The 19,924-nt window shown below is 64.2% G+C and carries 22 protein-coding genes; 10 read left to right on the forward strand and 12 right to left on the reverse strand.

Features of this window, described 5'->3' with window-relative positions; genetic code table 11:
• Nucleotides 1-165 precede the first annotated feature (165 nt).
• The 3 genes from AC5I5I_RS05385 to AC5I5I_RS05395 all read left to right on the forward strand — a co-directional run bounded on the left by AC5I5I_RS05385 (nucleotide 166) and on the right by AC5I5I_RS05395 (nucleotide 2,911).
• Nucleotides 166-879, forward strand: coding sequence for a response regulator (locus tag AC5I5I_RS05385; protein ID WP_495970646.1), 714 nt, complete (start codon nucleotides 166-168; stop codon nucleotides 877-879).
• Nucleotides 876-2,369: an ATP-binding protein gene (locus AC5I5I_RS05390; RefSeq protein WP_495970648.1), complete on the forward strand. Its 1,494-nt coding sequence runs from the start codon at nucleotides 876-878 to the stop codon at nucleotides 2,367-2,369. The genes AC5I5I_RS05385 and AC5I5I_RS05390 overlap by 4 nt, the downstream gene beginning before the upstream one ends.
• A gap of 326 nt (nucleotides 2,370-2,695) precedes the next feature.
• The gene (locus tag AC5I5I_RS05395; protein ID WP_495970650.1) at nucleotides 2,696-2,911 is read left to right on the forward strand and encodes a hypothetical protein; all 216 of its coding nucleotides are present in this window, start codon (nucleotides 2,696-2,698) and stop codon (nucleotides 2,909-2,911) included.
• A 38-nt stretch (nucleotides 2,912-2,949) separates the two neighbouring features.
• On the opposite strand, the gene AC5I5I_RS05400 is transcribed toward AC5I5I_RS05395, so the two are convergent.
• Both AC5I5I_RS05400 and AC5I5I_RS05405 read right to left on the reverse strand, forming a co-directional pair.
• A complete protein-coding gene (locus tag AC5I5I_RS05400) occupies nucleotides 2,950-3,912 on the reverse strand; it encodes a Bug family tripartite tricarboxylate transporter substrate binding protein (RefSeq protein WP_495970652.1) in 963 nt (320 codons plus the stop codon).
• Entirely contained in the window at nucleotides 3,909-4,835 is a 927-nt protein-coding gene (locus AC5I5I_RS05405; protein WP_495970654.1) for an alpha/beta fold hydrolase, read from the reverse strand. The genes AC5I5I_RS05400 and AC5I5I_RS05405 overlap by 4 nt, the downstream gene beginning before the upstream one ends.
• A gap of 182 nt (nucleotides 4,836-5,017) precedes the next feature.
• Here AC5I5I_RS05405 and glsA point away from each other — a divergent pair, with 182 nt between their 5' ends.
• On the forward strand, nucleotides 5,018-6,865 hold the full coding sequence (gene glsA / locus AC5I5I_RS05410; protein ID WP_495971136.1) for a glutaminase A: 1,848 nt from the start codon (nucleotides 5,018-5,020) through the stop codon (nucleotides 6,863-6,865).
• Between the two features lie 48 nt (nucleotides 6,866-6,913).
• On the opposite strand, the gene AC5I5I_RS05415 is transcribed toward glsA, so the two are convergent.
• The 5 genes from AC5I5I_RS05415 to AC5I5I_RS05435 all read right to left on the reverse strand — a co-directional run bounded on the left by AC5I5I_RS05415 (nucleotide 6,914) and on the right by AC5I5I_RS05435 (nucleotide 11,059).
• A complete protein-coding gene (locus AC5I5I_RS05415) occupies nucleotides 6,914-7,126 on the reverse strand; it encodes a hypothetical protein (RefSeq protein ID WP_495970656.1) in 213 nt (70 codons plus the stop codon).
• 204 nt (nucleotides 7,127-7,330) lie between these two features.
• The gene (locus tag AC5I5I_RS05420) at nucleotides 7,331-7,924 is read right to left on the reverse strand and encodes an SET domain-containing protein (RefSeq protein ID WP_495970658.1); all 594 of its coding nucleotides are present in this window, start codon (nucleotides 7,922-7,924) and stop codon (nucleotides 7,331-7,333) included.
• Nucleotides 7,925-8,155: 231 nt separating this feature from the next.
• Nucleotides 8,156-9,799, reverse strand: coding sequence for a fumarate hydratase (locus AC5I5I_RS05425; RefSeq protein WP_495970660.1), 1,644 nt, complete (start codon nucleotides 9,797-9,799; stop codon nucleotides 8,156-8,158).
• A 273-nt stretch (nucleotides 9,800-10,072) separates the two neighbouring features.
• Nucleotides 10,073-10,522, reverse strand: a complete 450-nt coding sequence (locus AC5I5I_RS05430; RefSeq protein WP_495970662.1) for a hypothetical protein — start codon at nucleotides 10,520-10,522, stop codon at nucleotides 10,073-10,075.
• A 93-nt stretch (nucleotides 10,523-10,615) separates the two neighbouring features.
• A complete protein-coding gene (locus tag AC5I5I_RS05435; RefSeq protein WP_495970664.1) occupies nucleotides 10,616-11,059 on the reverse strand; it encodes an ester cyclase in 444 nt (147 codons plus the stop codon).
• Between the two features lie 216 nt (nucleotides 11,060-11,275).
• Between AC5I5I_RS05435 and AC5I5I_RS05440 the strand changes: the two genes are divergently transcribed.
• From AC5I5I_RS05440 to AC5I5I_RS05455, 4 genes are all read left to right on the forward strand, one after another.
• Nucleotides 11,276-11,455 (forward strand): hypothetical protein, encoded by a 180-nt coding sequence (locus AC5I5I_RS05440; RefSeq protein ID WP_495970666.1) that lies wholly within the window; start codon nucleotides 11,276-11,278, stop codon nucleotides 11,453-11,455.
• 69 nt (nucleotides 11,456-11,524) lie between these two features.
• Nucleotides 11,525-12,085, forward strand: coding sequence for a hypothetical protein (locus tag AC5I5I_RS05445; protein WP_495970668.1), 561 nt, complete (start codon nucleotides 11,525-11,527; stop codon nucleotides 12,083-12,085).
• Complete coding sequence (locus AC5I5I_RS05450) at nucleotides 12,082-12,579, forward strand: hypothetical protein (protein WP_495970670.1); 498 nt, start codon at nucleotides 12,082-12,084, stop codon at nucleotides 12,577-12,579. The genes AC5I5I_RS05445 and AC5I5I_RS05450 overlap by 4 nt, the downstream gene beginning before the upstream one ends.
• Nucleotides 12,580-12,767: 188 nt before the next feature.
• Nucleotides 12,768-13,145 carry a hypothetical protein gene (locus AC5I5I_RS05455; RefSeq protein WP_495970672.1) on the forward strand — a complete coding sequence of 126 codons (378 nt, stop codon included), beginning with the start codon at nucleotides 12,768-12,770 and terminating at the stop codon, nucleotides 13,143-13,145.
• Nucleotides 13,146-13,182: 37 nt separating this feature from the next.
• On the opposite strand, the gene AC5I5I_RS05460 is transcribed toward AC5I5I_RS05455, so the two are convergent.
• From AC5I5I_RS05460 to AC5I5I_RS05470, 3 genes are all read right to left on the reverse strand, one after another.
• Nucleotides 13,183-13,986: a bestrophin-like domain gene (locus AC5I5I_RS05460; RefSeq protein WP_495970674.1), complete on the reverse strand. Its 804-nt coding sequence runs from the start codon at nucleotides 13,984-13,986 to the stop codon at nucleotides 13,183-13,185.
• Nucleotides 13,987-14,039: 53 nt separating this feature from the next.
• Nucleotides 14,040-15,032 (reverse strand): fumarylacetoacetate hydrolase family protein, encoded by a 993-nt coding sequence (locus AC5I5I_RS05465; RefSeq protein WP_495970676.1) that lies wholly within the window; start codon nucleotides 15,030-15,032, stop codon nucleotides 14,040-14,042.
• A gap of 106 nt (nucleotides 15,033-15,138) precedes the next feature.
• Nucleotides 15,139-15,849: a glutathione S-transferase gene (locus AC5I5I_RS05470; protein ID WP_495970678.1), complete on the reverse strand. Its 711-nt coding sequence runs from the start codon at nucleotides 15,847-15,849 to the stop codon at nucleotides 15,139-15,141.
• Nucleotides 15,850-16,012: 163 nt separating this feature from the next.
• On the opposite strand from AC5I5I_RS05470, the gene AC5I5I_RS05475 reads away from it, so the two are divergent.
• The gene (locus AC5I5I_RS05475) at nucleotides 16,013-17,314 is read left to right on the forward strand and encodes a coiled-coil domain-containing protein (RefSeq protein ID WP_495970680.1); all 1,302 of its coding nucleotides are present in this window, start codon (nucleotides 16,013-16,015) and stop codon (nucleotides 17,312-17,314) included.
• Nucleotides 17,315-17,453: 139 nt separating this feature from the next.
• Nucleotides 17,454-18,650: an FAD-dependent monooxygenase gene (locus AC5I5I_RS05480; protein ID WP_495970682.1), complete on the forward strand. Its 1,197-nt coding sequence runs from the start codon at nucleotides 17,454-17,456 to the stop codon at nucleotides 18,648-18,650.
• 11 nt (nucleotides 18,651-18,661) lie between these two features.
• Here AC5I5I_RS05480 and AC5I5I_RS05485 read toward each other — a convergent pair whose 3' ends face one another.
• Together AC5I5I_RS05485 and AC5I5I_RS05490 are read right to left on the reverse strand one after the other, a co-directional pair.
• A complete protein-coding gene (locus AC5I5I_RS05485; RefSeq protein ID WP_495970684.1) occupies nucleotides 18,662-18,907 on the reverse strand; it encodes a hypothetical protein in 246 nt (81 codons plus the stop codon).
• 98 nt (nucleotides 18,908-19,005) lie between these two features.
• Nucleotides 19,006-19,857: a transglutaminase family protein gene (locus AC5I5I_RS05490; protein WP_495970686.1), complete on the reverse strand. Its 852-nt coding sequence runs from the start codon at nucleotides 19,855-19,857 to the stop codon at nucleotides 19,006-19,008.
• Between the last annotated feature and the right edge of the window lie 67 nt (nucleotides 19,858-19,924).

Below are 19,924 nucleotides of genomic sequence, written 5' to 3' on the forward strand. Positions count from 1 at the left end.
ATTGCCGCAACCACAGCGTTGCATGCCCGAAACATGGACGGCCGGTTTGACCGAAGTTTTTCAGACACCGCCTATTGTGTGACAGAGTGTGACGGCAACCCCCTTGGACAAAGGCGGTTGCAACATTTCCAAAAATTAACCCACGGTCTTTCCTATAATGGCGGCATGTCCGGCGGGCCGCACATTCTGATCGTCGACGACCATCGCGAAATTCGCGAATTGGTCACGCGTGCGCTTGTAAAGGAGGGATTTCGAGTCAGTTCCGCCGCCGATGGGCGCGCCATGCACAAGGTGCTGGCGGACGGACGCATCGACCTGATCCTGCTCGATCTGATGCTGCCGGGCGAGGACGGATTGTCGCTGTGCCGCGCCCTGCGCGCGAAATCGGACATCCCGATCATCATGCTCACCGCCAAGGGCGACGAGATCGACCGCGTGCTCGGTCTCGAAATGGGCGCTGACGACTACATGCCGAAGCCGTTCGGCAGCCGCGAACTCATTGCGCGCATCCGTGCGGTGCTGCGCCGCGGCCGGCAGAGCGAAGCCTTGCCGACGGCGGCAGGAAGGTACAGCTTCGACCGCTGGCATCTCGACACCGCGGCACGGGAATTGACCCGCGACGACGGCGTCACCGTGCCGCTCTCGACCGGCGAATACGACCTGCTGATGGCCTTCGTCGAACGCCCGCAACGGGTGCTGACCCGAGAACAACTGCTCGATCTCGCACGCGGCCGCGCCGCCGCGAATTTCGACCGCGCCATCGACACCCAGGTCAGCCGGTTGCGCAAGAAGATCGAACGCGATCCGGCCGATCCGAAAATCATCAAGACGGTCTGGGGCGGCGGCTATACCTTCACCGCGGCGGTGACCGCACAATGACGCGGTTCCTGCCCAGCGGCCTTCTTCCGAAGAGCCTGTTCGGCCAGACGCTGCTGCTGCTGCTGGCGGGGCTGATCGTGTCGCATGCTATCGGCTCGTTCATCTATTCGCTCGATCGCGAAAGCGCGGTGCGTGCGGTCGGCGGGCTGGCGACGGCGCAGCGGATCGCCAACGTATCCCGGCTGGTCGAGGACATGCCGGCCGACTGGCGCGAGCGCCTCGTCACGGGATTAAGCGATCGCAGCCTGACGGTGGCGCTGTCGACAACCCAGCCGCTGACCACCAGCGATGCCGGGCCGGTTGCCGATGTGATCCGCGACTATCTCATCCGCCAATTGCGGCTGCCGCCGGCGCGCGAGCCGATGGTCGCGGTCGATAATGTCGAGGGCCCGCCTTTTGGCCGCCGCCATGGCCGCCCGCCTCACGCCGAGCCCGGCAGAGGCTTCGGCAGCGAATTCGGAACCGGTCGCGGCCGGATGATGCGCGAGCATGACGGCGACGAGCGCTACGGACGCGGACACGACCGAGAACGGCGGCCGATGATGCGGGCGCTCGATCTCGAGGTGGCGGTGCCGCTCGCCGACGGACAATGGCTGTTCTTTGCCACCAACCTGCCCTCCAGCAATGCCGGCTTCTCGTATCAATACCTGATCTCGATGCTGGTGATGGCTCTCTTCATCGTTGCGATCTCGGTCTGGGCCGTTCGCCGCATGACCGCGCCGCTCGCCACCGTCGCGCAGGCCGCCGACCGGTTCGGACGCGACGTCAACGCGCCGCCGATGCCCGAATCCGGCACGATTGAGATGAAGCAGGCGGCATCCGCTTTCAACGCGATGCAGACGAAGCTGCGCGCGCTGATCGAGAACCGCACCCGCATGCTGGCCGCGCTCTCTCACGATCTGCGAACGCCACTCACGCTCTTGCGGTTGCGCGCCGAGAATGTCGACAATGCCGAGGAGCGGGACAAGATGCTCGCAACCATCGCCGACATGGATGCGATGATCGGCGCGACCCTGAATTATGCGCGCGAGCAGGCCGCCGACGAGCCGCGGCGCACCACCGATGTTACCGCTCTGGTTCAGAGCGTAACCGACGACATGGCCGATGCCGGCCTCGACGTCACCATGACGCAGTCGCCCCCGGTCTCGATCGACTGCCAGCCGGCGGCGCTCAAGCGTGCGCTGACAAATCTCATCGAGAATGCGGTCAAGTACGGCCAGCGCGCGCGGGTCTTGCTGTCAGACTTGCCGCAGGCGGTGGAGATTGCGGTGGAAGACGACGGTCCCGGCATTCCCAAGGATCAACTGACCAAGGTGTTTGAGCCGTTCTACCGGGTGGAGAGTTCGCGCAATCGCGATACCGGCGGCGTCGGACTGGGGCTGGCGATCGCCCGCACGGTGATCGAGGCGCAGGGCGGCACGCTGGTGTTGAGCAACCGGCAGCCGCAGGGGTTGCGTGCGCTGGTCACGCTGCCGCGCGTTCGTGCATAGACGCAAGCCGCTCGCGACCGATCGCATTTTCCTGAACTTTTTTACCGGCGCGAAACCAGGATCGCGAGAATACATCCAATCGGAATACCGGTCCCTTAACATCGACATGGCACGATAACCGCAAGCATGCGGAGAACCGATCGATGCGCATCTCACACGCTTTCATGATGGCCGTAGCCGCGGTTGCGTTCGGGACCCCCGCCGCGGCGTCCGACGTCCGTATTCTCAATCTGCCAGACAGAATACAAGGAGCGTGGGCCCCAAACGCCGAGGCCTGCACGTCCGAAAGCAGGGACCGGCTGGACATCGCCGCCCGAACCATCGGCATGCCAGATACGGCCTGCAACATTGCCTGGGTCACCGTGACAGCCGCGCGCTTCGGTCCGGTCTATTCCGCGCGTTCGATGTGCACGCAAGTCAGAACCGGACATCAGGAAGCGCCGTCCTATCTTCTCATCACCCCGCTTCCGGACGATACGTTGCTGGTGCGACGGGCGATTGGATATAACCCGGCCGATCCGGTGACCTATCGGAAATGCTGAGCCCGGCAGGATAAGGTCGGCACGGAAGCAAGCACCGGTCACTTCACTTCTATCTTCGCCGCCGTCACTGCGCGCTTCATGCGCTCGAGCTGCACCCGGATCAGCGCGGCAAAATCGTCAGGCGTTCCAGGTTGCGGCTCCGCCTGTTGTTTCGCCAGTGTCTCCCGCACCTGCGGATCGGCAAGCGCTGCCCCGAGCGCGGCATTGAGCTTGTGGATCACCAGCTTCGGCGTCCTGGCCGGCGCGATCAGGCCGAAGAAGGCCATCCAGTCGAGGTCGGCGAAGCCCAGTTCGGCAAAGGTCGGCACATCCGGCAGCACATCCAGCCGCTTCGGCGACGACGCCGCGAGCGCCCGCAGCTTGCCGTCCTGAATGAGCGGCAGCGAGGTCGGCAGATTGTCGAACATGATCTGTATCTGCCCGCCGACCGCATCGTTCAGCGCCGGGCCGACGCCGCGATACGGGACGTGGATGATGTCGGTCCCGGTCGCGAGCTTGAACTGCTCGCCCATCAGGTGGCTGACCGAGCCGTTGCCCGCCGAACCGTAGGTGAGTTTGCCGGGCTCGGCTTTCGCCAGCGCCACCAGTTCCGCCAATGTTTTCGCCGCCAGCTTCGGATTGACGGTGATGACATTCGGCACCTGCGCGATCAGTCCGACCGGTTCCAGTCCGTCGACGTCATAGGGCAAGGACTTGTAGGCCGCCGGATTGATCGCGAGCGTCGAGGCAGTCCCCATGCCGATGGTGTAGCCATCGGGTGCGGCCTTGGCGATCGCAGCGGTGCCGATCGAGCCGCCGGCGCCGCCGCGATTGTCGATGACGAACGATTGGCCGAGCGGACCGCGCATCGCATCCGCCACCACGCGCGCGATCACGTCGGTCGAACCGCCGGCGGCGAATGGCACGATCAGCGTGACCGGACGCGACGGGTAATTGTCCTGCGCGGTTGCAGACGAGACTGCGACCGCGGACAATGCGAATGCGAATGCGAGGCGCCTCATCCGAAGAAATCGCGCAGCATCTTGTTGACGGTGTCTGGCACCTCGACTTCCGGCAGATGGCCGATCTCTTTCAGATATTCCAGCTTGCCGTTCTTCAGATACTTGATGAGGATATCGGCGTTTTTATCCCCTGGATTGACCTTGTCGGTCCGGCCCTGGATCATGAGCACCGGCATGGTGAGCTTCGCGCCCGCTTCCGGCGCGCTGTAGCCGTTGACCATGCCGAGCTTGACCCCATGCATGAAGCCGCGCGGCATGGTCGCGCGCAGCACCCGCTGCACCTCGGCTTTCAGTTCGGGCGAGGCATTGGGGCCGAGCAGCGCATCTACCCGCGCGCCGAAGCCGTAGAAGCCCTTGGCGACCTGCGCTTCACGCGTGGCAACGATCTTCTGCTTCTGCTCCTCCGGCATGTCCTTCGGCCCGACGCCGGTGCCGGTCATCGCCAGCTTGGTGACACGCTCAGGGTAATGCATGGCGAAGCATTGCCCGACCCGGCTGCCGAAGGAATTGCCGACGATATTGACCCCGCCTTCGATCTTCAGCGCGGTCAGAAAGTCGCGCACCGCGTCCGCATAGTCCTTGCACTCGGCAACGTCCTTCACGAAGCCGTCGCTCATCATGTAGCCCGGCGCATTCCATGCGATCACCCGGTAGCGGTCGGACAGTCCGGCGAGCTGATGACGCCAGTGCATGGCGTTGGCTCCCACACCGTGCAACAGCAACACTACCGGGGCGTCGGGCTGGCCCGCCTCCAGATAACTGAAGCGGTCGCCCTGGTAATTCGCCCGCGAGGCGGCCGGGATTTCGGCGAACCGCATGTCGGGCAATGGCGGTAGTTCGGATTTCATCTGGGCGAAAAGCGGGCTGGTGGGGGTCAGGGCGAGGATAGCGGCAAGGGCGGCAAGAGACAGACGGACGCGCATGGGAGACCTTTCGTGGGGACCTCTCGTCAGGATACCGACGGAGATTAACACGGCTGCGCAAAGGGTCGCATGGCCATTGCCGTCAAACCGGTTCCCTTGCTACGCCCTGCCCGCGTACAATGGAACCGCAGGCATCAGGCTTGCATGTCTCCGATCCCTTCTCCCCGCTGGTGGCCTGTTCGATGAATGTTGCCGTGCCTGTCGACGCCCTGAGCAAAAGCCAGGCTCCCAAGCCGCCGCTGCTCGCCTTCCTCGAGCAGGCGCATGCCCGCTTCCGCGACGATTTTTCCGGGGCGGTCGCCAATTATATCCCGGAATTGAGCAAGGCCGATCCGGCGAAATTCGGCGTCGCCATCGCCACCATTGACGGCCATGTCTATCAGGTGGGCGATGCGGCCTTCCCTTTCACCATCCAGTCGGTCTCCAAGGCCTTCGTATTCGGGCTCGCGCTCGAACTCCTCGGCGCCGATCATGTCGAATCCTTCGTCGGCGTCGAGCCGAGCGGCGAAGCCTTCAACTCGATCCGGCTGAACGCCAAGAACCAGCCGTTCAACCCGATGGTCAATGCCGGCGCCATCGCCTGCTCCGGGTTGATCTATCAGGCGAAGGGCGCGGGGGCCTTCGAGGTGATCCGCAGCGTGCTCGGCCGCTTCGCCGGGCGCGATCTCGACGTCGACGAAGCCGTCTACCAGTCCGAGAGCGCGACCGGCGACCGCAATCGTGCGATCGGCTGGATGCTGCGCAATTACGGCATCGTCGGACAGAATGTGGACGCGGTCCTCGACGTCTATTTCCGACAATGCGCGATCCTGGTCACCGCGCGCGACCTTGCGGTGATGGGGGCAACCCTGTCCAACGGCGGCGTCAATCCGGTCACCGGCGAGCAGGTGATCTCGCCGCTCGCGGTGGCCCGGACCCTGTCGATCATGACCTCGGCCGGCATGTACGATTATGCCGGGGAATGGACCTATCGGGTGGGCATGCCGGCGAAAAGCGGCGTCGGCGGCGGCATCGTCGCCGCGCTCCCCTCGCAGATCGGGCTCGGGACCTATTCGCCGCTGCTTGACGAGCACGGCAATTCCGCGCGCGGCCTGCGGCTCTACGAGGCGCTGTCGGCGCATTTCGATCTGCATGTGCTCAATCGCGCCAACGATGTGCGCACCTGCGTCGTCGCCGATTACGACGTTGGCCGGTTGCAGCGCCGCGGCCGCCAGCCACACGAGCAGCGGTTGCTGGACGACCGCACCTCCTCGATCCGGATCCTCGAACTGACCGGGACGCTGGCTTTTTCCAATGCCGACTATCTCGCGCGACGCCTGCTCTCGCGCGACGCCGGACAATTCGCCGTGCTCGATCTTCGGCGGGTGCCCCTGATCACCAGCGCCGCCGCCAAGATGCTGGCCGACCTGTTCGCGAGCTTGGCGGCCAACGGCACCCGCCCTGTCCTCGCCGGGATCGAGCGCGAGTCCCGCAATTTCCGGCTGTTGCAGACCTTCCTCGCCGATTCCGGTGCGATCCGGACATTCTCACAGCTCGATGAGGCGATCGAATGGGCCGAGGATCAGGTGATCTTCCGATATGGCGGCTTCAGCCAGATCACCGAGGTGGCACTGGGCGAGCAGGAGCTGTTGAAGGGCCTGTCGGACGAGGATCTCGCCGATCTCGAAAGCCTGTGCGAAACGAGGAGCTGCCATCCCGGCGAACGCATCATCGCCAAGGGCGAGCCGTCCGATTCCATATTCTTCCTTCAGCGCGGCATGGTGAGCGTGAAGCTCGCCGAGGGGGTCCGGCTTGCGACGCTGGTGCCGGGGACCGCGTTCGGTGAACTGGCCCTGATCGGGGGACCCCGCAGCGCCGATGTGTTCGCCGACAATGCCGTGCTGTGCCGGCGCGTTCCGCTTCAGGCCTTCGACGACTTCCGCGCCCGCCGGCCCGCCGCCGCCGAGATCATCGTCCGCAACCTTGCGCAGTTGCTGGCGCACCGGCTGTTGCAGGCCAATACCAAGATCGACCTCCTGAGCGCGAATTGAACGGCGCCGCGCGTTCGCAAAGCGAATGCCGAAGTCGAAGCGCCACCGCTAGATGTGTCCGGCGATTGCAAACAGCGCGATCCGGACCGCCGTCATCGCCACCACGCGGATCACCAGCATTCTGGAGACCGGTTCCGCCGGCTCGTCCTGCCCCAGGAAGCTGACGCTGTAATCCCCAGCTGCGCGCCCGCGAGCGGGCTGCGCGATCGGCGCATGAGCGAATACCAGCTGGTCCACGCTCGGCTTCAGTAAGTTGGCCATCTGACCCTCCCCGTCCTGGCGCGCCCTGCGCCCGATACGGATGAGTGGTCCGCCAATGAGGTGGGGTTCGGCGCGCGCGACCGGGCGCCCTCCCAACGAATGGGAGGCCCTCAAATCCCGGAATTCGTGGGGGTTCGGACCCGACGCGGCTCAGCGGCCTGCCGGGACACAGCAAGACCCGCCATAACGGCGGGGCTGATTGCGCTATTTGCGCTTGGCCTTGGATTTAACCTTAGATTTGACCTTGGTCTTGGATTTGGCCTTGGTCGCCGCCTTCGATTTGACCTTGGAGCCGCCGACCTTTCCGCGCTTGACCTGCGGCTTCTTGCCGGCCGCAGCGGCGCGGCGCTCCGCCCGCAGCTTCTTGGCGCGCGCCTCGGCCCGCTCGGCGGCCCGCTTCTCGCGGCACTTCTCGCACTGGCAGCCGACCGGCTTGATGAAGATGTCGACGTAGTCCTTGCCGTAATCGTAGGTGATCTCTTCGCCCGGCTTGATCTTCTTGCGGGCCACGACGATGACCCTGTGGCCCTTCACGTCGCTTTCGGCATTGGGACGGCAGGAATGGTTGAAATAGCGCGCCAGATTGCGCCGGTTCGACCCGTCGATGGTCCAGCGCGAATTGACCTCGAACATGTAGCGGTTGTCGCGCTTCTCGGCTTCTTCGTTGTTGAGCAGCTGCCCGCGATAGGTATCGATCAGCTGGCCCTTCTCGATTTCCTTGGTGGCGAAACAGCCGAGCCCTGTGCGGGAGCGACCAACGCGATAGGCACGACGGAAGGGTTTGCGAGCGCGGGGCATGGTCCGGACAGAATCGATGTTGCTTGTACGGGGAAAGGCATAAGCAAAAGCCAAGCCAATTTCAATCCGGCGAATGATGCGTCCCCAGAAGCGACGCACCAACCCATCGGCCGTTCGTCCCCGCGAAAGCGGGGACCCAGAATGCTTATGCTGGATTCCCGCCGGAGCTTGTCATCGGGCCGCGCATTGCGCGGACCCATTGCCGCGTATGAATGGAGATTGCGGCCGCCCTCACCCCAGATTCAGCGCCTGGAAGAAGTCGTTGCCCTTGTCGTCGATGATGATGAAGGCCGGGAAATTCTCCACCTCGATCCGCCAGATCGCTTCCATGCCGAGTTCATGAAACTCGATGGCCTCGACCTTCTTGATGCAATGCTCGGCGAGGTTCGCCGCCGCGCCGCCGATCGAACCGAGATAGAAGCCGCCATGCTTCTTGCAGGCCTCGCGCACCGCCGGCGAGCGATTGCCCTTGGCCACCATGATCAGCGAGCCGCCGGCCTCCTGGAACTGATCGATATAGCTGTCCATCCGCCCGGCCGTGGTCGGACCGAACGATCCGGAGGCATAGCCCGCCGGCGTCTTGGCCGGGCCCGCGTAATAGACCGGATGGTTCTTGAAATAATCCGGGAGGCCCTTGCCCTGCTCCAGCCTCTCGCGCAGCTTGCCATGCGCCAGATCGCGCGCGACCACCATGGTGCCGGTGAGCGACAGCCGCGTCTTGATCGGATATTGCGACAAGGTCTTGCGGATCTCGTCCATCGGCCGGTTCAGGTCGATCTGCACCACCGCGCCGCCGAGCGTGGATTCATCGATCTCGGGGAGATATTTCGCCGGATTGTGCTCCAGCTCCTCGAGGAACACGCCGTCCTTCGTGATCTTGCCCACCGCCTGGCGATCGGCCGAGCATGACACGCCGAGCCCGATCGGCAGCGATGCACCGTGCCGTGGCAGCCTGATCACCCGCACGTCGTGGCAGAAATATTTTCCCCCGAACTGCGCGCCGACACCGAGCGACTGCGTCATCTTCAGCACTTCCTGCTCCATCTCCAGGTCGCGGAAGGCGTGGCCGTCTTCGGAGCCCTTGGTCGGCAGCGTGTCGTAATAGCGGCAGGAGGCGAGCTTCACCGTCTTCAGGTTCAGCTCGGCCGAGGTGCCGCCGATCACGATGGCCAGATGATAGGGCGGACACGCAGCGGTGCCGAGCGTCAGCACCTTCTCTTTCAGGAAGGCCAGCATGCGGTCACGCGTCAGGATCGACGGCGTCGCCTGGAACAGGAAGGTCTTGTTGGCCGACCCGCCGCCCTTGGCGACGAACAGGAACTTGTACTCGTCATCGCCGTCGGCATAGAGCTCGACCTGCGCCGGCATGTTCGACTTGGTGTTGGTCTCCTCGAACATGGACAGCGGCGCGAGTTGCGAATAGCGCAGGTTCTTTTTCAGGTAGGCGTCGCGCGCGCCCTCGGCCAGCGCGGCTTCATCGTTGCCCTCAACCCAGACATTGCGCCCGCGCTTGCCCATGATGATGCAGGTGCCGGTGTCCTGGCACATCGGCAGCGTGCCGCCGGCGGCGATATTGGCGTTCTTGAGGAAGTCGAAGGCGACAAACTTGTCGTTGTCGGAGGCTTCCTTGTCTTCGAGAATATTACGCAGCTGCTGCAGATGCCCCGGCCGCAGATAATGGTTGATGTCGGCATAGGCTTCCTCGGCGAGCCGCTTCAGCGCCTGCTCCGGCACCACCAGCACGTCGCGGCCCAGCACCTTTTCGGTGCGCACGCCGGTCACGTCCAGCTTGCGGTAGGGGGTGTTGTCCTTGCCGAGCGGGAACAGCGGAGTGTGGCGATAGGCGGGGATCGGCGGGGTAACGGGGGCGTTCATGGGCGGATTCTCTAGATTTTCAGGGCGGCCAAACGGGACGGCCGGTTCGGAATGGTTCTAGAGAATTTCGGTGGCGGGGGGAAGGAAGGGAGCCGTTATTGCAAGGCGTCCGCGTTTGCGCAGATCGAATGTCGGCTCGCCCTTTCGCCGGGCGAGCCGACATAGCGTGGCTGCAAAAGCCTGTAGGCTGAGTCGAGCGCAGCGAATCCCATCGAAGCAAGCTGAAGCCAATGTTGGGGTTCGCTTAAGCTCAACCCAACCTACGAACCCCGCCTAAAACAGCGGCTTCGGCTTGTCCGGCTTGCACTCGTCGGCGATGAGCTGCAGCGCCCGTTTGCTCTGGTCGATATCGCCCGGCAGCGCAAAGCGCGCGGTGCGATGACCATGGGACACCGTCTTGTCCGTGTTGAGGAACTCGACCACGTCCTCGTCGCCCTCGACATAGAGCTGATAGGTCGGCGTCCGCCCAATATAGCGGGTCTCGAACCGGAACCGGTCCGGCTTGAACCGGCTCAGGTGATAGCGGACCGCACGGTTGTTCTCCGGCTCGGACACGACCACCACGCAAGGCTTGCGATCGACGATCGCGATACGGCTCTGCGGCGCGATGCTGCCGGTGAACACGTAGGTGATGGCCTGCTGAAGCTTGTCGGTTTCAGCGAAGGCAGGCGGCTGCAAGACAATCGACGCAAGCAACGTGGCCGCGCTGGCGAAAGCTTTCATGCTCGCCCTATAGCGGGTTCGCTCGCGGGCCCGCAACCGGCCATTGACCGTGCGACGCAGCGCCACACGGCGGGTGCCGCGGTCACCTCTGCCTCAACCACCGCCGAGCTGCCGCATCAGCCCGGCTTCGTCGAAATTGTGCCAGTGTTCGGCGATCTTGCCGCTGGCGATCCGGTACCAGTCGGAAAAACTCACACTCACCGGCCGCCCGGTCGCAGCCAGCGGCCCGAAATGTCCGCGTTGCGTGCCGGTGAAGACCGAGCGCGCGGCCACGCTATCCCCCGCGGCGATCACACGTTCGAGCGTGAAGCGGCCATCGGGAAACGCATGCCACAGCGCCGCCAGTTTCTGGATCACGCCGTCGGCCCCGGTCGCAGCACCCGGTGCGGCATCCTGATCGACAAAGTCACCAGAGAGAAATCCGGCCGCGCGCGCGGCGTCGCCCGTTGCCAGCACCTCGGAAAAAAACCGGACGACCACATGCGCGTTCAGCACGGCGGCGGCACTGTCGGCGAGGATCTGCGGCTTCTCGGTCATCTGCCCGCCAAACTAGCCCGACTGCGCGGAAGCGCAATCCGGGGCGCAGGGTCGCAGGCGGCGATCCCGGATGCCGGTGGCGGGAAAGCCGGGATATCCGGTCCGGCGCACTGGCGGGGCGGCCGCGCGGCGTGTTGAGATAGCGCATGGCGCGCCCGCACGGGAGCGATAGGACACCGGCATCCGCATCACGGCGACCGAAAGAGAATCGCAACCATGATAGCCTGGCTGATCCGTCTGATCCTGATTCCGGCGGGCGTGATCGCCGGCTGGTTCGTCGCCAAGGATGCGCCGAATTTCGGTATCGTGCAGGCGATGGTGGCGCTGTTCCTGATCGTGTTCGTGGTCGCCGTCTATGCGCTGACGCGAAGCGACGACGAGCGGCGGCCGCAATGAGCGGGACACCTTGAAACCGGGGTCGCCAGCCGTGTTAGGATGAGTCGTCGGTCCCGCAATCCATCCCGCATGTCGATCCGCGTTTATTCCTGGTATGGCTATATCGGTGCGCCCTTCCCGCGCGGGGTGGGCTATTCGCGCGGCATCGATGTGCTGGGTGACAAGCTCGGCGCGCTGGCGGGCGTCACGGTGCTGCCACCGCATGCCAACTGGCTGTCGCAGAGCAAGGTCGCCGCGGATGCCCGCGCGCATCCGTCTGCGCTCAAGGTCTGCATCGGCCATTCGATGGGCGTCTATGCGATCACGCGGATGGCCGCCCGCGCGCGCGATATCGTTTGGGACCTGATGATCGCGTTCGAGCCCGCGCCCGGATACAATTCGCTCGGTGCCTTCGCCTGCCCTCCGCTCCATGCCAATGTGCGCCGCGCCATCTGCTTCCGCTCGACCAACTGGCTCAATCCGATCGGCCACGGCCGGCTGCATGCGGCGCCGGACTTCACCGGTGATCTGACCACCATCCCGATGACCGCCCTGCATCACAAGATCGCGGGTGACCCGTCCGCGCACGCGATCTGCATCGAGGCCGTCCGGGGGCTGTCGGAAACTGCACCGCAGAGGATTTCCGCATGACGTCGCGCCTTCACTGCGCCACCCTCCTGGTGGTTATCGCCGCGGCGTCATTCACGTCCGCGGCATCCGCGCAAAAGCAGCAGACGCTGCCGCCGGATTTGCCGAAGATCGTCACCGACGCGATGGAGACGAACCTGAAGGAATGCGAGGCCGGCGAAAGGCCGCTCTACAAGCCGGGATTCCTCACCGTCCGCGACATCAATGCCGACGGCAAGCCGGACTACATCCTGAATTACGACCATTTCCAGTGCGGCGACCGCGTCAGCATGTTCTGCGGCACCGGCGGCTGCCAGACCGAAATTTTCGCCTCGGAAGAAGACAAGGGCTACGTGCCGGTGTGGAACAAGCTCGCGCGCAAGGTCACCTTTCTCACCCTCGCCAAGCGGCCGGCGATGCGGATCGACCTGCACGGCACGCTGTGCGGACGCAACGGCAGCGAGCGCTGCACCCTGACGCTGTACTGGAACGGCTCGGAATTTCATCCGGCCAATTGAACCGGCAGCAGACCGCGGCCGATTCAGACAAACTGCACGCGCGCGTTCACACCGTATTCATTGCAACGCCAAAGATCGCCGCCTCCGGCTGCTGCGCGGCCCCCCTTGGTAGCAAAAGCGCTCATCATTTTGTCGGAGCATCCGCAACATAAAGCGGGGCGATCATCAGTCCCGGCAGGGAGTGCAATATGCTGAAGAAAATCATGATGGGTGCGGCCGTGGTGGCCGTGGTGGCGCTGGCTGCGCCGGATCAAAGCGAGGCCCGCGGCGGCGGCGGCTGGCACGGCGGCGGCGGCTGGCACGGCGGCGGCGGCTGGCATGTTGGTGGCTGGCATGGCGGCGGCTGGAACGGCGGCAAATGGAATAACGGCAAGTGGCGCAACGGCAAATGGTATGGCGGCTATGGCGCTTACGGCTGGGGCGTTCCCGCCGCGGTCGCGGTCGGCGCCGGCGCTGCGGCTGCAGCGGCTGTTGCCGCGCCGTATTACTACAATAACGGCTGCTATCGTAACGTGCAGGTGATGACAGCCTATGGCCCGCAATGGCAGGTTGCCAACGTCTGCTGAGTTCGGCCGTTGAGTGGGGGCGCAGTCGCGCCCCTGCTCACCGGTGCATTTTGCTTTGGGCATGCACCGCCAAGATCGCGTCCGGCTTGATGCCATAAGAGCCCTTGAAAGGCGCATCGAGTACCGCGATCATGTAGATCACCAGCGCGATGAACATCGAAAGCGCACCGCCGATCAACGCGTGGGTGAACGGCCGTAGATCGAACATCCAGATCAGGATTGTGTTCATCACTGCACCGATCAGAACCACAAACCACATGATCCGCGGGATCGAACTGGTACCCGCTGAAATCCTCAGTCGCCGCGCCTCGACGAAATCGTCCAGCACCCGTAGCGTTTCCGCGTACCGCACGCTATGCGCCATGTCGTTGGGCACGAACGCGCCGACTGCGCGGTGAAGTGAGGTCAGGATCTCGATCTCCCGAGGATTGATCTTGCCCTGCGCCTGCAAGTCCCAGCCGGGTCCCGTGACCTCGTCGACATACCGATCGAGAACGTCGAGAATTTCGGGACGTGAATTCGAGGGATAACTGCTGATGTCGCGGTAAAGCTTGATGATGCCGGCGGCCTCACGAACGACCGCGTCCTCGGCCTTGTTGTGGTTCTCGAAGACAGCAATCGACAACAGCGCCAGGAGCACGCCGAAATAGAGCGCAAAAGCGTTGAGCAGAAAGCCGAGGATCGTATTGATGTCGCGCTCGCCACGGCACAGCTTCGCGACCTTGGGCTGAAGCAGGTACGAACCGACCAGCGTCGGCACAATGAACACGGCGCATACGATCGCCAGTCCGGCGAGAAACGGGAGATCGTGCAGCCAGTTCAGGATCGGAGTGTTTGACATGCGCGATTATACCGCGTCGCGTGGCCGTGCCAAACGCCGCGGCAGCCGCGCGCTCACTCCGCCGCGTGCGCCGCGACCTCATCCATCTTTCGCACCGGATTGACCAGTTTTCCGAGCCCGGTAATCGATATGCTGACCGGTCCGCCATAGGCCGTGATGTTGGCGGTATGCAGGCTGCGCTTGGCGACACCGGGACGGAACGCGGTGCCCATCGAGATCACATCGCCCGGCCACAGCGAATGGTAGCGGGTGATATAGGCGATCACGTCTGGGACGCCGTAGGTATAGAAGGCGGTCGAATCCTCGGCGATCAACTCGTCCTTGTGCCAGGCCAGCACGTCGAGCTTGTGCGGGTCGGGCACCTCGTCCTTGGTCACGAGATAGGGACCGAACGGACCGAAGGTGTCCGAGCCCTTGTAGCGCGCGGTATAGGATAGATGCTGCTCGCGCCGCTCCACCTTGGTGGGATCCTCCTTCGACGGATACAGCGCGTAGTAATGCACCATGTCCTGCGAGCGCATGAAATTGCCGGTCATGTCGTTCAGGATCGAATAGCCGTAAACGACGTCGAGCGCGTCCTTCGCATCCACATGGCGGCAGGTCTTGCCGATGATGACGGCCAGTTCCGGCTCCGGATGCACCGAGCCGTAATAATCGTAGACCTCGATCGGCTGGTTGTGCCCGACCAGCGACGACGCCGGCTTCAGGAAGAACAGCGGATGATCGGGCGCCGAGATCTTGCGCTCGTTGCTCGCCGAATTGTTCAGCGCCACGCCGCAGATTTTCGAGGGCCGCCGCACCGGTGGATGATAGACGATCTCGTTTTCCGGGATCGTCGTCAGCTTCCCCGGCTGGTCCTTGGCGAAAGCCTGCGCATCGCGCAGGAAGCGCGTGCCGGCATCGCCCGCCTCGATCAGCGCCAGCATGTCGGCATAGGGCTCGCGTCCGAGCGCGGTTGCGATTTCGCCGAGATCGGCGACGCGGTCGTCGTCGAGCGCAAAGCCGAGCCGGTCGCGATCCTTCCAGCGGAAGCTCAGGAGTTTCAAAGGCGTCTTCCCATTGTTGTCGTTGAGTTGCAGCGACAATGTTGGAGCGCCCGGAGCGAGTCAAGAATTCGGCTGCCCACTGATAGCCCATCCCTGCCGCGATCACTCACCCGTCGAGCTCGCTGTAAGCGCGGAATAGTCCCATCTCGTTGAACGGAATCCGACGCTCGCTTTCGAGATAGGCAGCGATCCGCGGGCGTGCGGCAACACGCGCCGCAAGATCGGTCAGCCGCGGATGCTTTTTCGCCAGCCGCTTGCTCAGTTTCGGAAAGGCGTAGCGCATGCCTTCCACGATCTGGAACATCGACAGGTCGGCATAGCAACAGCGGCGGCCGGCGAGCCAGGGGCCGCCGGATGCCGCCATCACGCGCTCGAAATAGTCGAAAAATTTCGGCGCCCGGTGTGCACGGAAATCGTCCGCGCGGCGCGCCGCTTCCGGCTTCTGGTCCTCGTAGTACAGCCCCGATCCGATCGGGTGATGGGTGTCGTGAATCTCGACCACGAAGTCCATGATCGTAAGTTGCAGTTGATGCACCCACAGCCGGCCGGCTTCTGATGTCGGTGCAAGACGCAGCGGGTCGCCAAGATAGAGCAGGATGTTCGCCGTCTGCGCGATCATGAGCCTGCCGGCTTTCAGGACCGGCGGCGCGAATGGCGGGGTTTTCACGCCCCGTCCCCCGACCAGGGCCATCATCTGGTCCTGGCCGCCGGGTGCGCGCGCGACATCGACATAATCGGCGGCGCCCTCCTCCAGCGCGAGCCGTACGAACTCGCCCCGACCCTGTATTTCCGGCCAATAATAAAGCTCGTAGCGCATGGTGCCCGCCTTAATTCCCTGATTTGATACCGCCACCATAACGCAGTCCGGCGGTATTCGGTCGCCGCGCCGGTTCCCGCGTTCAGGTTAATGCCGCGCGCGGCTTGAAGCCAAAACCGCCGCGTGCGACGGCTAACCCCGAGTAGCTGTGGCGGACGCGTTCATGTTTGGTATCCCACTCGAATATCTGATGTTCGGCGGCATCGGCTTTTGCCTTGCATGGCTCACCGCGCTGATGGTTTTGCCCGCCGTGCATAACCGTGCGGCCCGGCTCGCGCGCCAGCGCTATGACGATCTTCCACTGTCGATGCAGGAAATCCGCGCGGAGAAGGACACGATACGCGCCGGCTTCGCCGCAGCGACCCGCGATCTGGAACTCCGGATCGAAAAGCTCCGGGACAAGACCGTCGCGCATGCGACCGATGTCGCGAAAAAGAACCAGCTCATCGAGCGGATGAAGCAGGAACTGGAAACGGTGACCGCCGCGCTGCGCGAGAGCGAGACCCGCGAACAATCCGCACGCGACGGCTTGCGCGAGGCCAAGCGTGGCTTCGCCGACAAGGACGTGACGCTCGGCACCGCCGAAGGCGAGATCACCGTCCTGAAGCGCGAACTGGCGGTGAAGGAGACTTCCTTGCAGGCGGCGCTGCGTGACGTCGCGACCGTGCGCAGCGATCTTTCGGCGAAAGACGAGGCGCTGCGGATCGCCGAGCGCGACCGGGCGTCGTTGCGCCGCGAACTTGAAGCGAGGGATTCCGCGCTCGCCGGCGCGACAAAAGACATCATTTCGATCAAGGCAAGCCTCGGCGAAACCGAAGCGCGCGAGCGTGCCGCCAATGACGCTCTGAGCGCCATCCGTCGCGGCTCCGCCGACAAGGACGCGACCCTCGGCGTGGTCGAGGGCGAGATCGCGGCGCTTAAGCGCGAACTCGCAACCCGCGACGCCACCCTGCGCACCGGCGAGCGCGAGATTGCCAGCCTGCGTAGCGAGCTTGCCGGCAAGGATGCCGCCCTGAGCCGCGCCGAGCGGGAAATCGCAGCGATCAAGGCCGAGATCGCGGCGCTCACCACATTGCTGGTTCAGCCCGCCGACAATTCCGCTGCCCGCGCCGAGCGGCCGGCCGCTTCGCCGCGGCGGGTCGAGGTCGTGCCCTTCGTCGCCGCTGCTCGGCTGATGTCGCAACCGCAGCCTGTTCCCGCTCAGCCTGTGCAACAGCAAGCCGAGCCGCACCCGGTGCGCCAGGCGAACGAGCAGCCCGCCGCATCCCGCCCGGTCGACGTCGTCGTCCCACCAACCCGACTGATCCCGCCGGCGATCCCCCGGGCGCAACAGCATGCTGAGGACACCGCCACACAGGCGTTGACCGAAATCAGCGATGCGGCGCGCCGTGTCGACGAACGGCATGCCGGCGTCAACCAGCAGCTGCGCGCGATCTACGCGCCGGCGGCCAAAAGCACGCCCTGACCGCGCCAGCCGGATTGATCCGCACCCGCAATGACGACACACACCGCGCGCGTTTCGCGCTGCCCGGCCATGCGGATTAGCGCTTGCGCGAGCCTCAACGGAGTTGAAAACTCCGCGCCATGACAATGCCGATTCAACCATGACCACCCGTTCCACGATCCTGATCGCAGGCGCCGGCATCGGCGGACTCACCGCTGCGCTGGCGCTGATCCGGCGCGGCATGCGCGTCCATGTGATCGAGCAGGCGCGCGAACTCGCCGAGATCGGCGCCGGGGTGCAGATTTCGGCGAACGGCGCGCATGCGCTGTTTTCGCTCGGGCTCGAGCCTGCATTGAAGCAGGTGTGGTGCGAGCCTGCCGGCAAGGAAATCCGGCTGTGGAGCACCGGCGAAACCTGGAAGCTGTTCGATCTCGGCGCGGTCTCGCGCGAACGCTATGGCGCACCCTATTTCATGATCCACCGCGCCGATCTGCACCGCATCCTGCTGGATGCGGTGACCGCCGCGGCGCCCGACGCCATCACGCTGGGCGCCCGCGTCACCGGCTTCGAGCAGGACGCGAGCGGCGTCACCGCGCTGTGCGAGAACGGCACCCGGTTTCAGGGCGATGCGCTGATCGGCGCCGACGGCGTACATTCGAGGATTCGCAACGCATTGTTCGGCGAGATGCCGGCGCAGTTCACCGGGCTCATGATCTGGCGCGGACTGGTGCCGATGGAACGCCTGCCCGAACGGATGCGACGCCTCGTCGGCACCAACTGGGTCGGACCCGGCGGCCATGTCGTGCATTATCCGGTCCGTAGCGGCTCGCTCATGAATGTCGGCGGCGCCATCGAACGCAACGACTGGCGCGTGGAAAGCTGGACCGAACGCGGCACGACGGAAGAGGCGCTGAGCGATTTTCCGGGCTGGAACGAGGACGTTCACACCCTCATCCGCAATATCGAGACGCCGTACAAATGGGCGCTGCTCGGACGGGAACCTCTCGACCGATGGACAATGGGCCGCGTGACTTTGCTCGGCGATGCCGCGCATCCGACGCTTCCGATGATGGCACAAGGCGCCAACATGGCGCTCGAGGATAGTGTTGTCCTCGCTCGCTGCCTCGACGCCTGTGACGATATTCCCGTGGCGCTGCAGACCTACGAGGATGCAAGGCGCGATCGCACCGCCCGCCTGGTCCGCGCCGCCAACGACAATGCCACACGCTTCCACAATCCCGCGCTTGGAAACGCCGAAGGGGCTGCCCGCTACGTCGACACCGAGTGGCAGGAAGCCAAGGTCAAGCAGCGCTACGACTGGGTGTTCGAATATGACCCCGTAAAGGTCGCAGTCTGATCGCACAATATCTATTGCTCGGACTTGTCGCCGTAACCCGTGGTGTTCTGCCGCGTCGTACCGTCTTGGATGTCGACGGTCGGCTGCGGCGCGCCTGACGTTTGCTGCTGGCTTGGCGAGGTACCTCCCGTGGTGCCTGGAACTCCGAAGGTCACCAGCATCGCAATCGCGCCAACAATGAGGATCACGCAAAACGCAGCAAATCCGATCCAAACCCCGGTGCGGGCGCGGCGGTCAGGTGGATTTCTTTCGATCATGACGTCGGCTCTCGTTGTCGGGTTTCAAAGGCCAACGCCGGTCTTGAACTCGGGTTCCGGCACCATCGGCGGCGCTGCGACCGCGCCGTTCGGCCCCGCTACAGCGCCACGACCTGAACCGATACGGTCATGTGGCTGAACGCATTCGCAGGCCCGTCCCACATGCCGGACACCGGCGAGGCCTTCTCCTGCGCGCGCGATACCGCGACCGCGATATGTTCGCTGCCGGCCATCTTGTTGTTGGTCGGATCGAAACCGTGCCAGCCGGCACCGGGAATGTAGATCTCGGTCCATGCGTGAGTGGCGCCGTGCTGACCTTCGGCCATCTGGATATAGCCGCTAACGAAGCGCGCACCGAAACCCCAGTGCCGCGCCGCCTCCATCATCAGCACCGCGTAATCGCGGCATGAGCCGGTGCCGCGCGCCAGCGTATCGCAGGGCGTCTGCACCCCGGCTTCGTCGCGGTTGTTGTAGGTCAGCGACTTGTAGATATGGCTGTTGAGATCGTTCAGCAGATCGAATGTCTCGATCGCCTGCCCCGGCCGGTACAGCGCCTGCAGCCAGTCACGCAGCTTGGTGCCGTCATAGGGATAACTGGGAAGACGATACTGGACCAGTTCGACCTGCTCCTCCGGCGCATACTGGAATGGAAACAGCCGCGCGCTCGGGTCGATCAGGCATTCGATCGGATTGTCGCGCAGATAGTCGATATCCGCCTCACCGAGAATTCGCAGTACCGTCGCAGGTTCGGCGAAGGTCAGGATGGCAATGGAATTGTTGTAGATGTCGCGCAGCCAGCGCACGGTCGCTTGCGGCTCCACGTCGAGACGGCCATGAACAATGCGCACGTCATGTCCCTCGCGCGGCCGCATCATGACGCGATGCGGTCCGAACCTGACCGGCGCGTTGTAGTGATACTCGGTGTTGTGGATGATCCGGAGACGTTTCACGAAAGGCCCCGCCACCTGTGAGGACGAAACCAGAGCACCGGAACCGGGGTCAGGTCAATAAAGGCGA

The organism is Pseudorhodoplanes sp. (assembly GCF_059499825.1).

Bases quoted from the DNA above. Each gene is read 5' to 3' on its own strand.
- AC5I5I_RS05385 (WP_495970646.1), top strand. From the start codon at position 166: ATGTCCGGCGGGCCGCACATTCTGATCGTCGACGACCATCGCGAAATT.
- AC5I5I_RS05390 (WP_495970648.1), top strand. From the start codon at position 876: ATGACGCGGTTCCTGCCCAGCGGCCTTCTTCCGAAGAGCCTGTTCGGC.
- AC5I5I_RS05395 (WP_495970650.1), top strand. From the start codon at position 2,696: ATGCCAGATACGGCCTGCAACATTGCCTGGGTCACCGTGACAGCCGCG.
- AC5I5I_RS05400 (WP_495970652.1), bottom strand. From the start codon at position 3,912: ATGAGGCGCCTCGCATTCGCATTCGCATTGTCCGCGGTCGCAGTCTCG.
- AC5I5I_RS05405 (WP_495970654.1), bottom strand. From the start codon at position 4,835: ATGCGCGTCCGTCTGTCTCTTGCCGCCCTTGCCGCTATCCTCGCCCTG.
- glsA (WP_495971136.1), top strand. From the start codon at position 5,018: ATGAATGTTGCCGTGCCTGTCGACGCCCTGAGCAAAAGCCAGGCTCCC.
- AC5I5I_RS05415 (WP_495970656.1), bottom strand. From the start codon at position 7,126: ATGGCCAACTTACTGAAGCCGAGCGTGGACCAGCTGGTATTCGCTCAT.
- AC5I5I_RS05420 (WP_495970658.1), bottom strand. From the start codon at position 7,924: ATGCCCCGCGCTCGCAAACCCTTCCGTCGTGCCTATCGCGTTGGTCGC.
- AC5I5I_RS05425 (WP_495970660.1), bottom strand. From the start codon at position 9,799: ATGAACGCCCCCGTTACCCCGCCGATCCCCGCCTATCGCCACACTCCG.
- AC5I5I_RS05430 (WP_495970662.1), bottom strand. From the start codon at position 10,522: ATGAAAGCTTTCGCCAGCGCGGCCACGTTGCTTGCGTCGATTGTCTTG.
- AC5I5I_RS05435 (WP_495970664.1), bottom strand. From the start codon at position 11,059: ATGACCGAGAAGCCGCAGATCCTCGCCGACAGTGCCGCCGCCGTGCTG.
- AC5I5I_RS05440 (WP_495970666.1), top strand. From the start codon at position 11,276: ATGATAGCCTGGCTGATCCGTCTGATCCTGATTCCGGCGGGCGTGATC.
- AC5I5I_RS05445 (WP_495970668.1), top strand. From the start codon at position 11,525: ATGTCGATCCGCGTTTATTCCTGGTATGGCTATATCGGTGCGCCCTTC.
- AC5I5I_RS05450 (WP_495970670.1), top strand. From the start codon at position 12,082: ATGACGTCGCGCCTTCACTGCGCCACCCTCCTGGTGGTTATCGCCGCG.
- AC5I5I_RS05455 (WP_495970672.1), top strand. From the start codon at position 12,768: ATGCTGAAGAAAATCATGATGGGTGCGGCCGTGGTGGCCGTGGTGGCG.
- AC5I5I_RS05460 (WP_495970674.1), bottom strand. From the start codon at position 13,986: ATGTCAAACACTCCGATCCTGAACTGGCTGCACGATCTCCCGTTTCTC.
- AC5I5I_RS05470 (WP_495970678.1), bottom strand. From the start codon at position 15,849: ATGCGCTACGAGCTTTATTATTGGCCGGAAATACAGGGTCGGGGCGAG.
- AC5I5I_RS05475 (WP_495970680.1), top strand. From the start codon at position 16,013: ATGTTTGGTATCCCACTCGAATATCTGATGTTCGGCGGCATCGGCTTT.
- AC5I5I_RS05480 (WP_495970682.1), top strand. From the start codon at position 17,454: ATGACCACCCGTTCCACGATCCTGATCGCAGGCGCCGGCATCGGCGGA.
- AC5I5I_RS05485 (WP_495970684.1), bottom strand. From the start codon at position 18,907: ATGATCGAAAGAAATCCACCTGACCGCCGCGCCCGCACCGGGGTTTGG.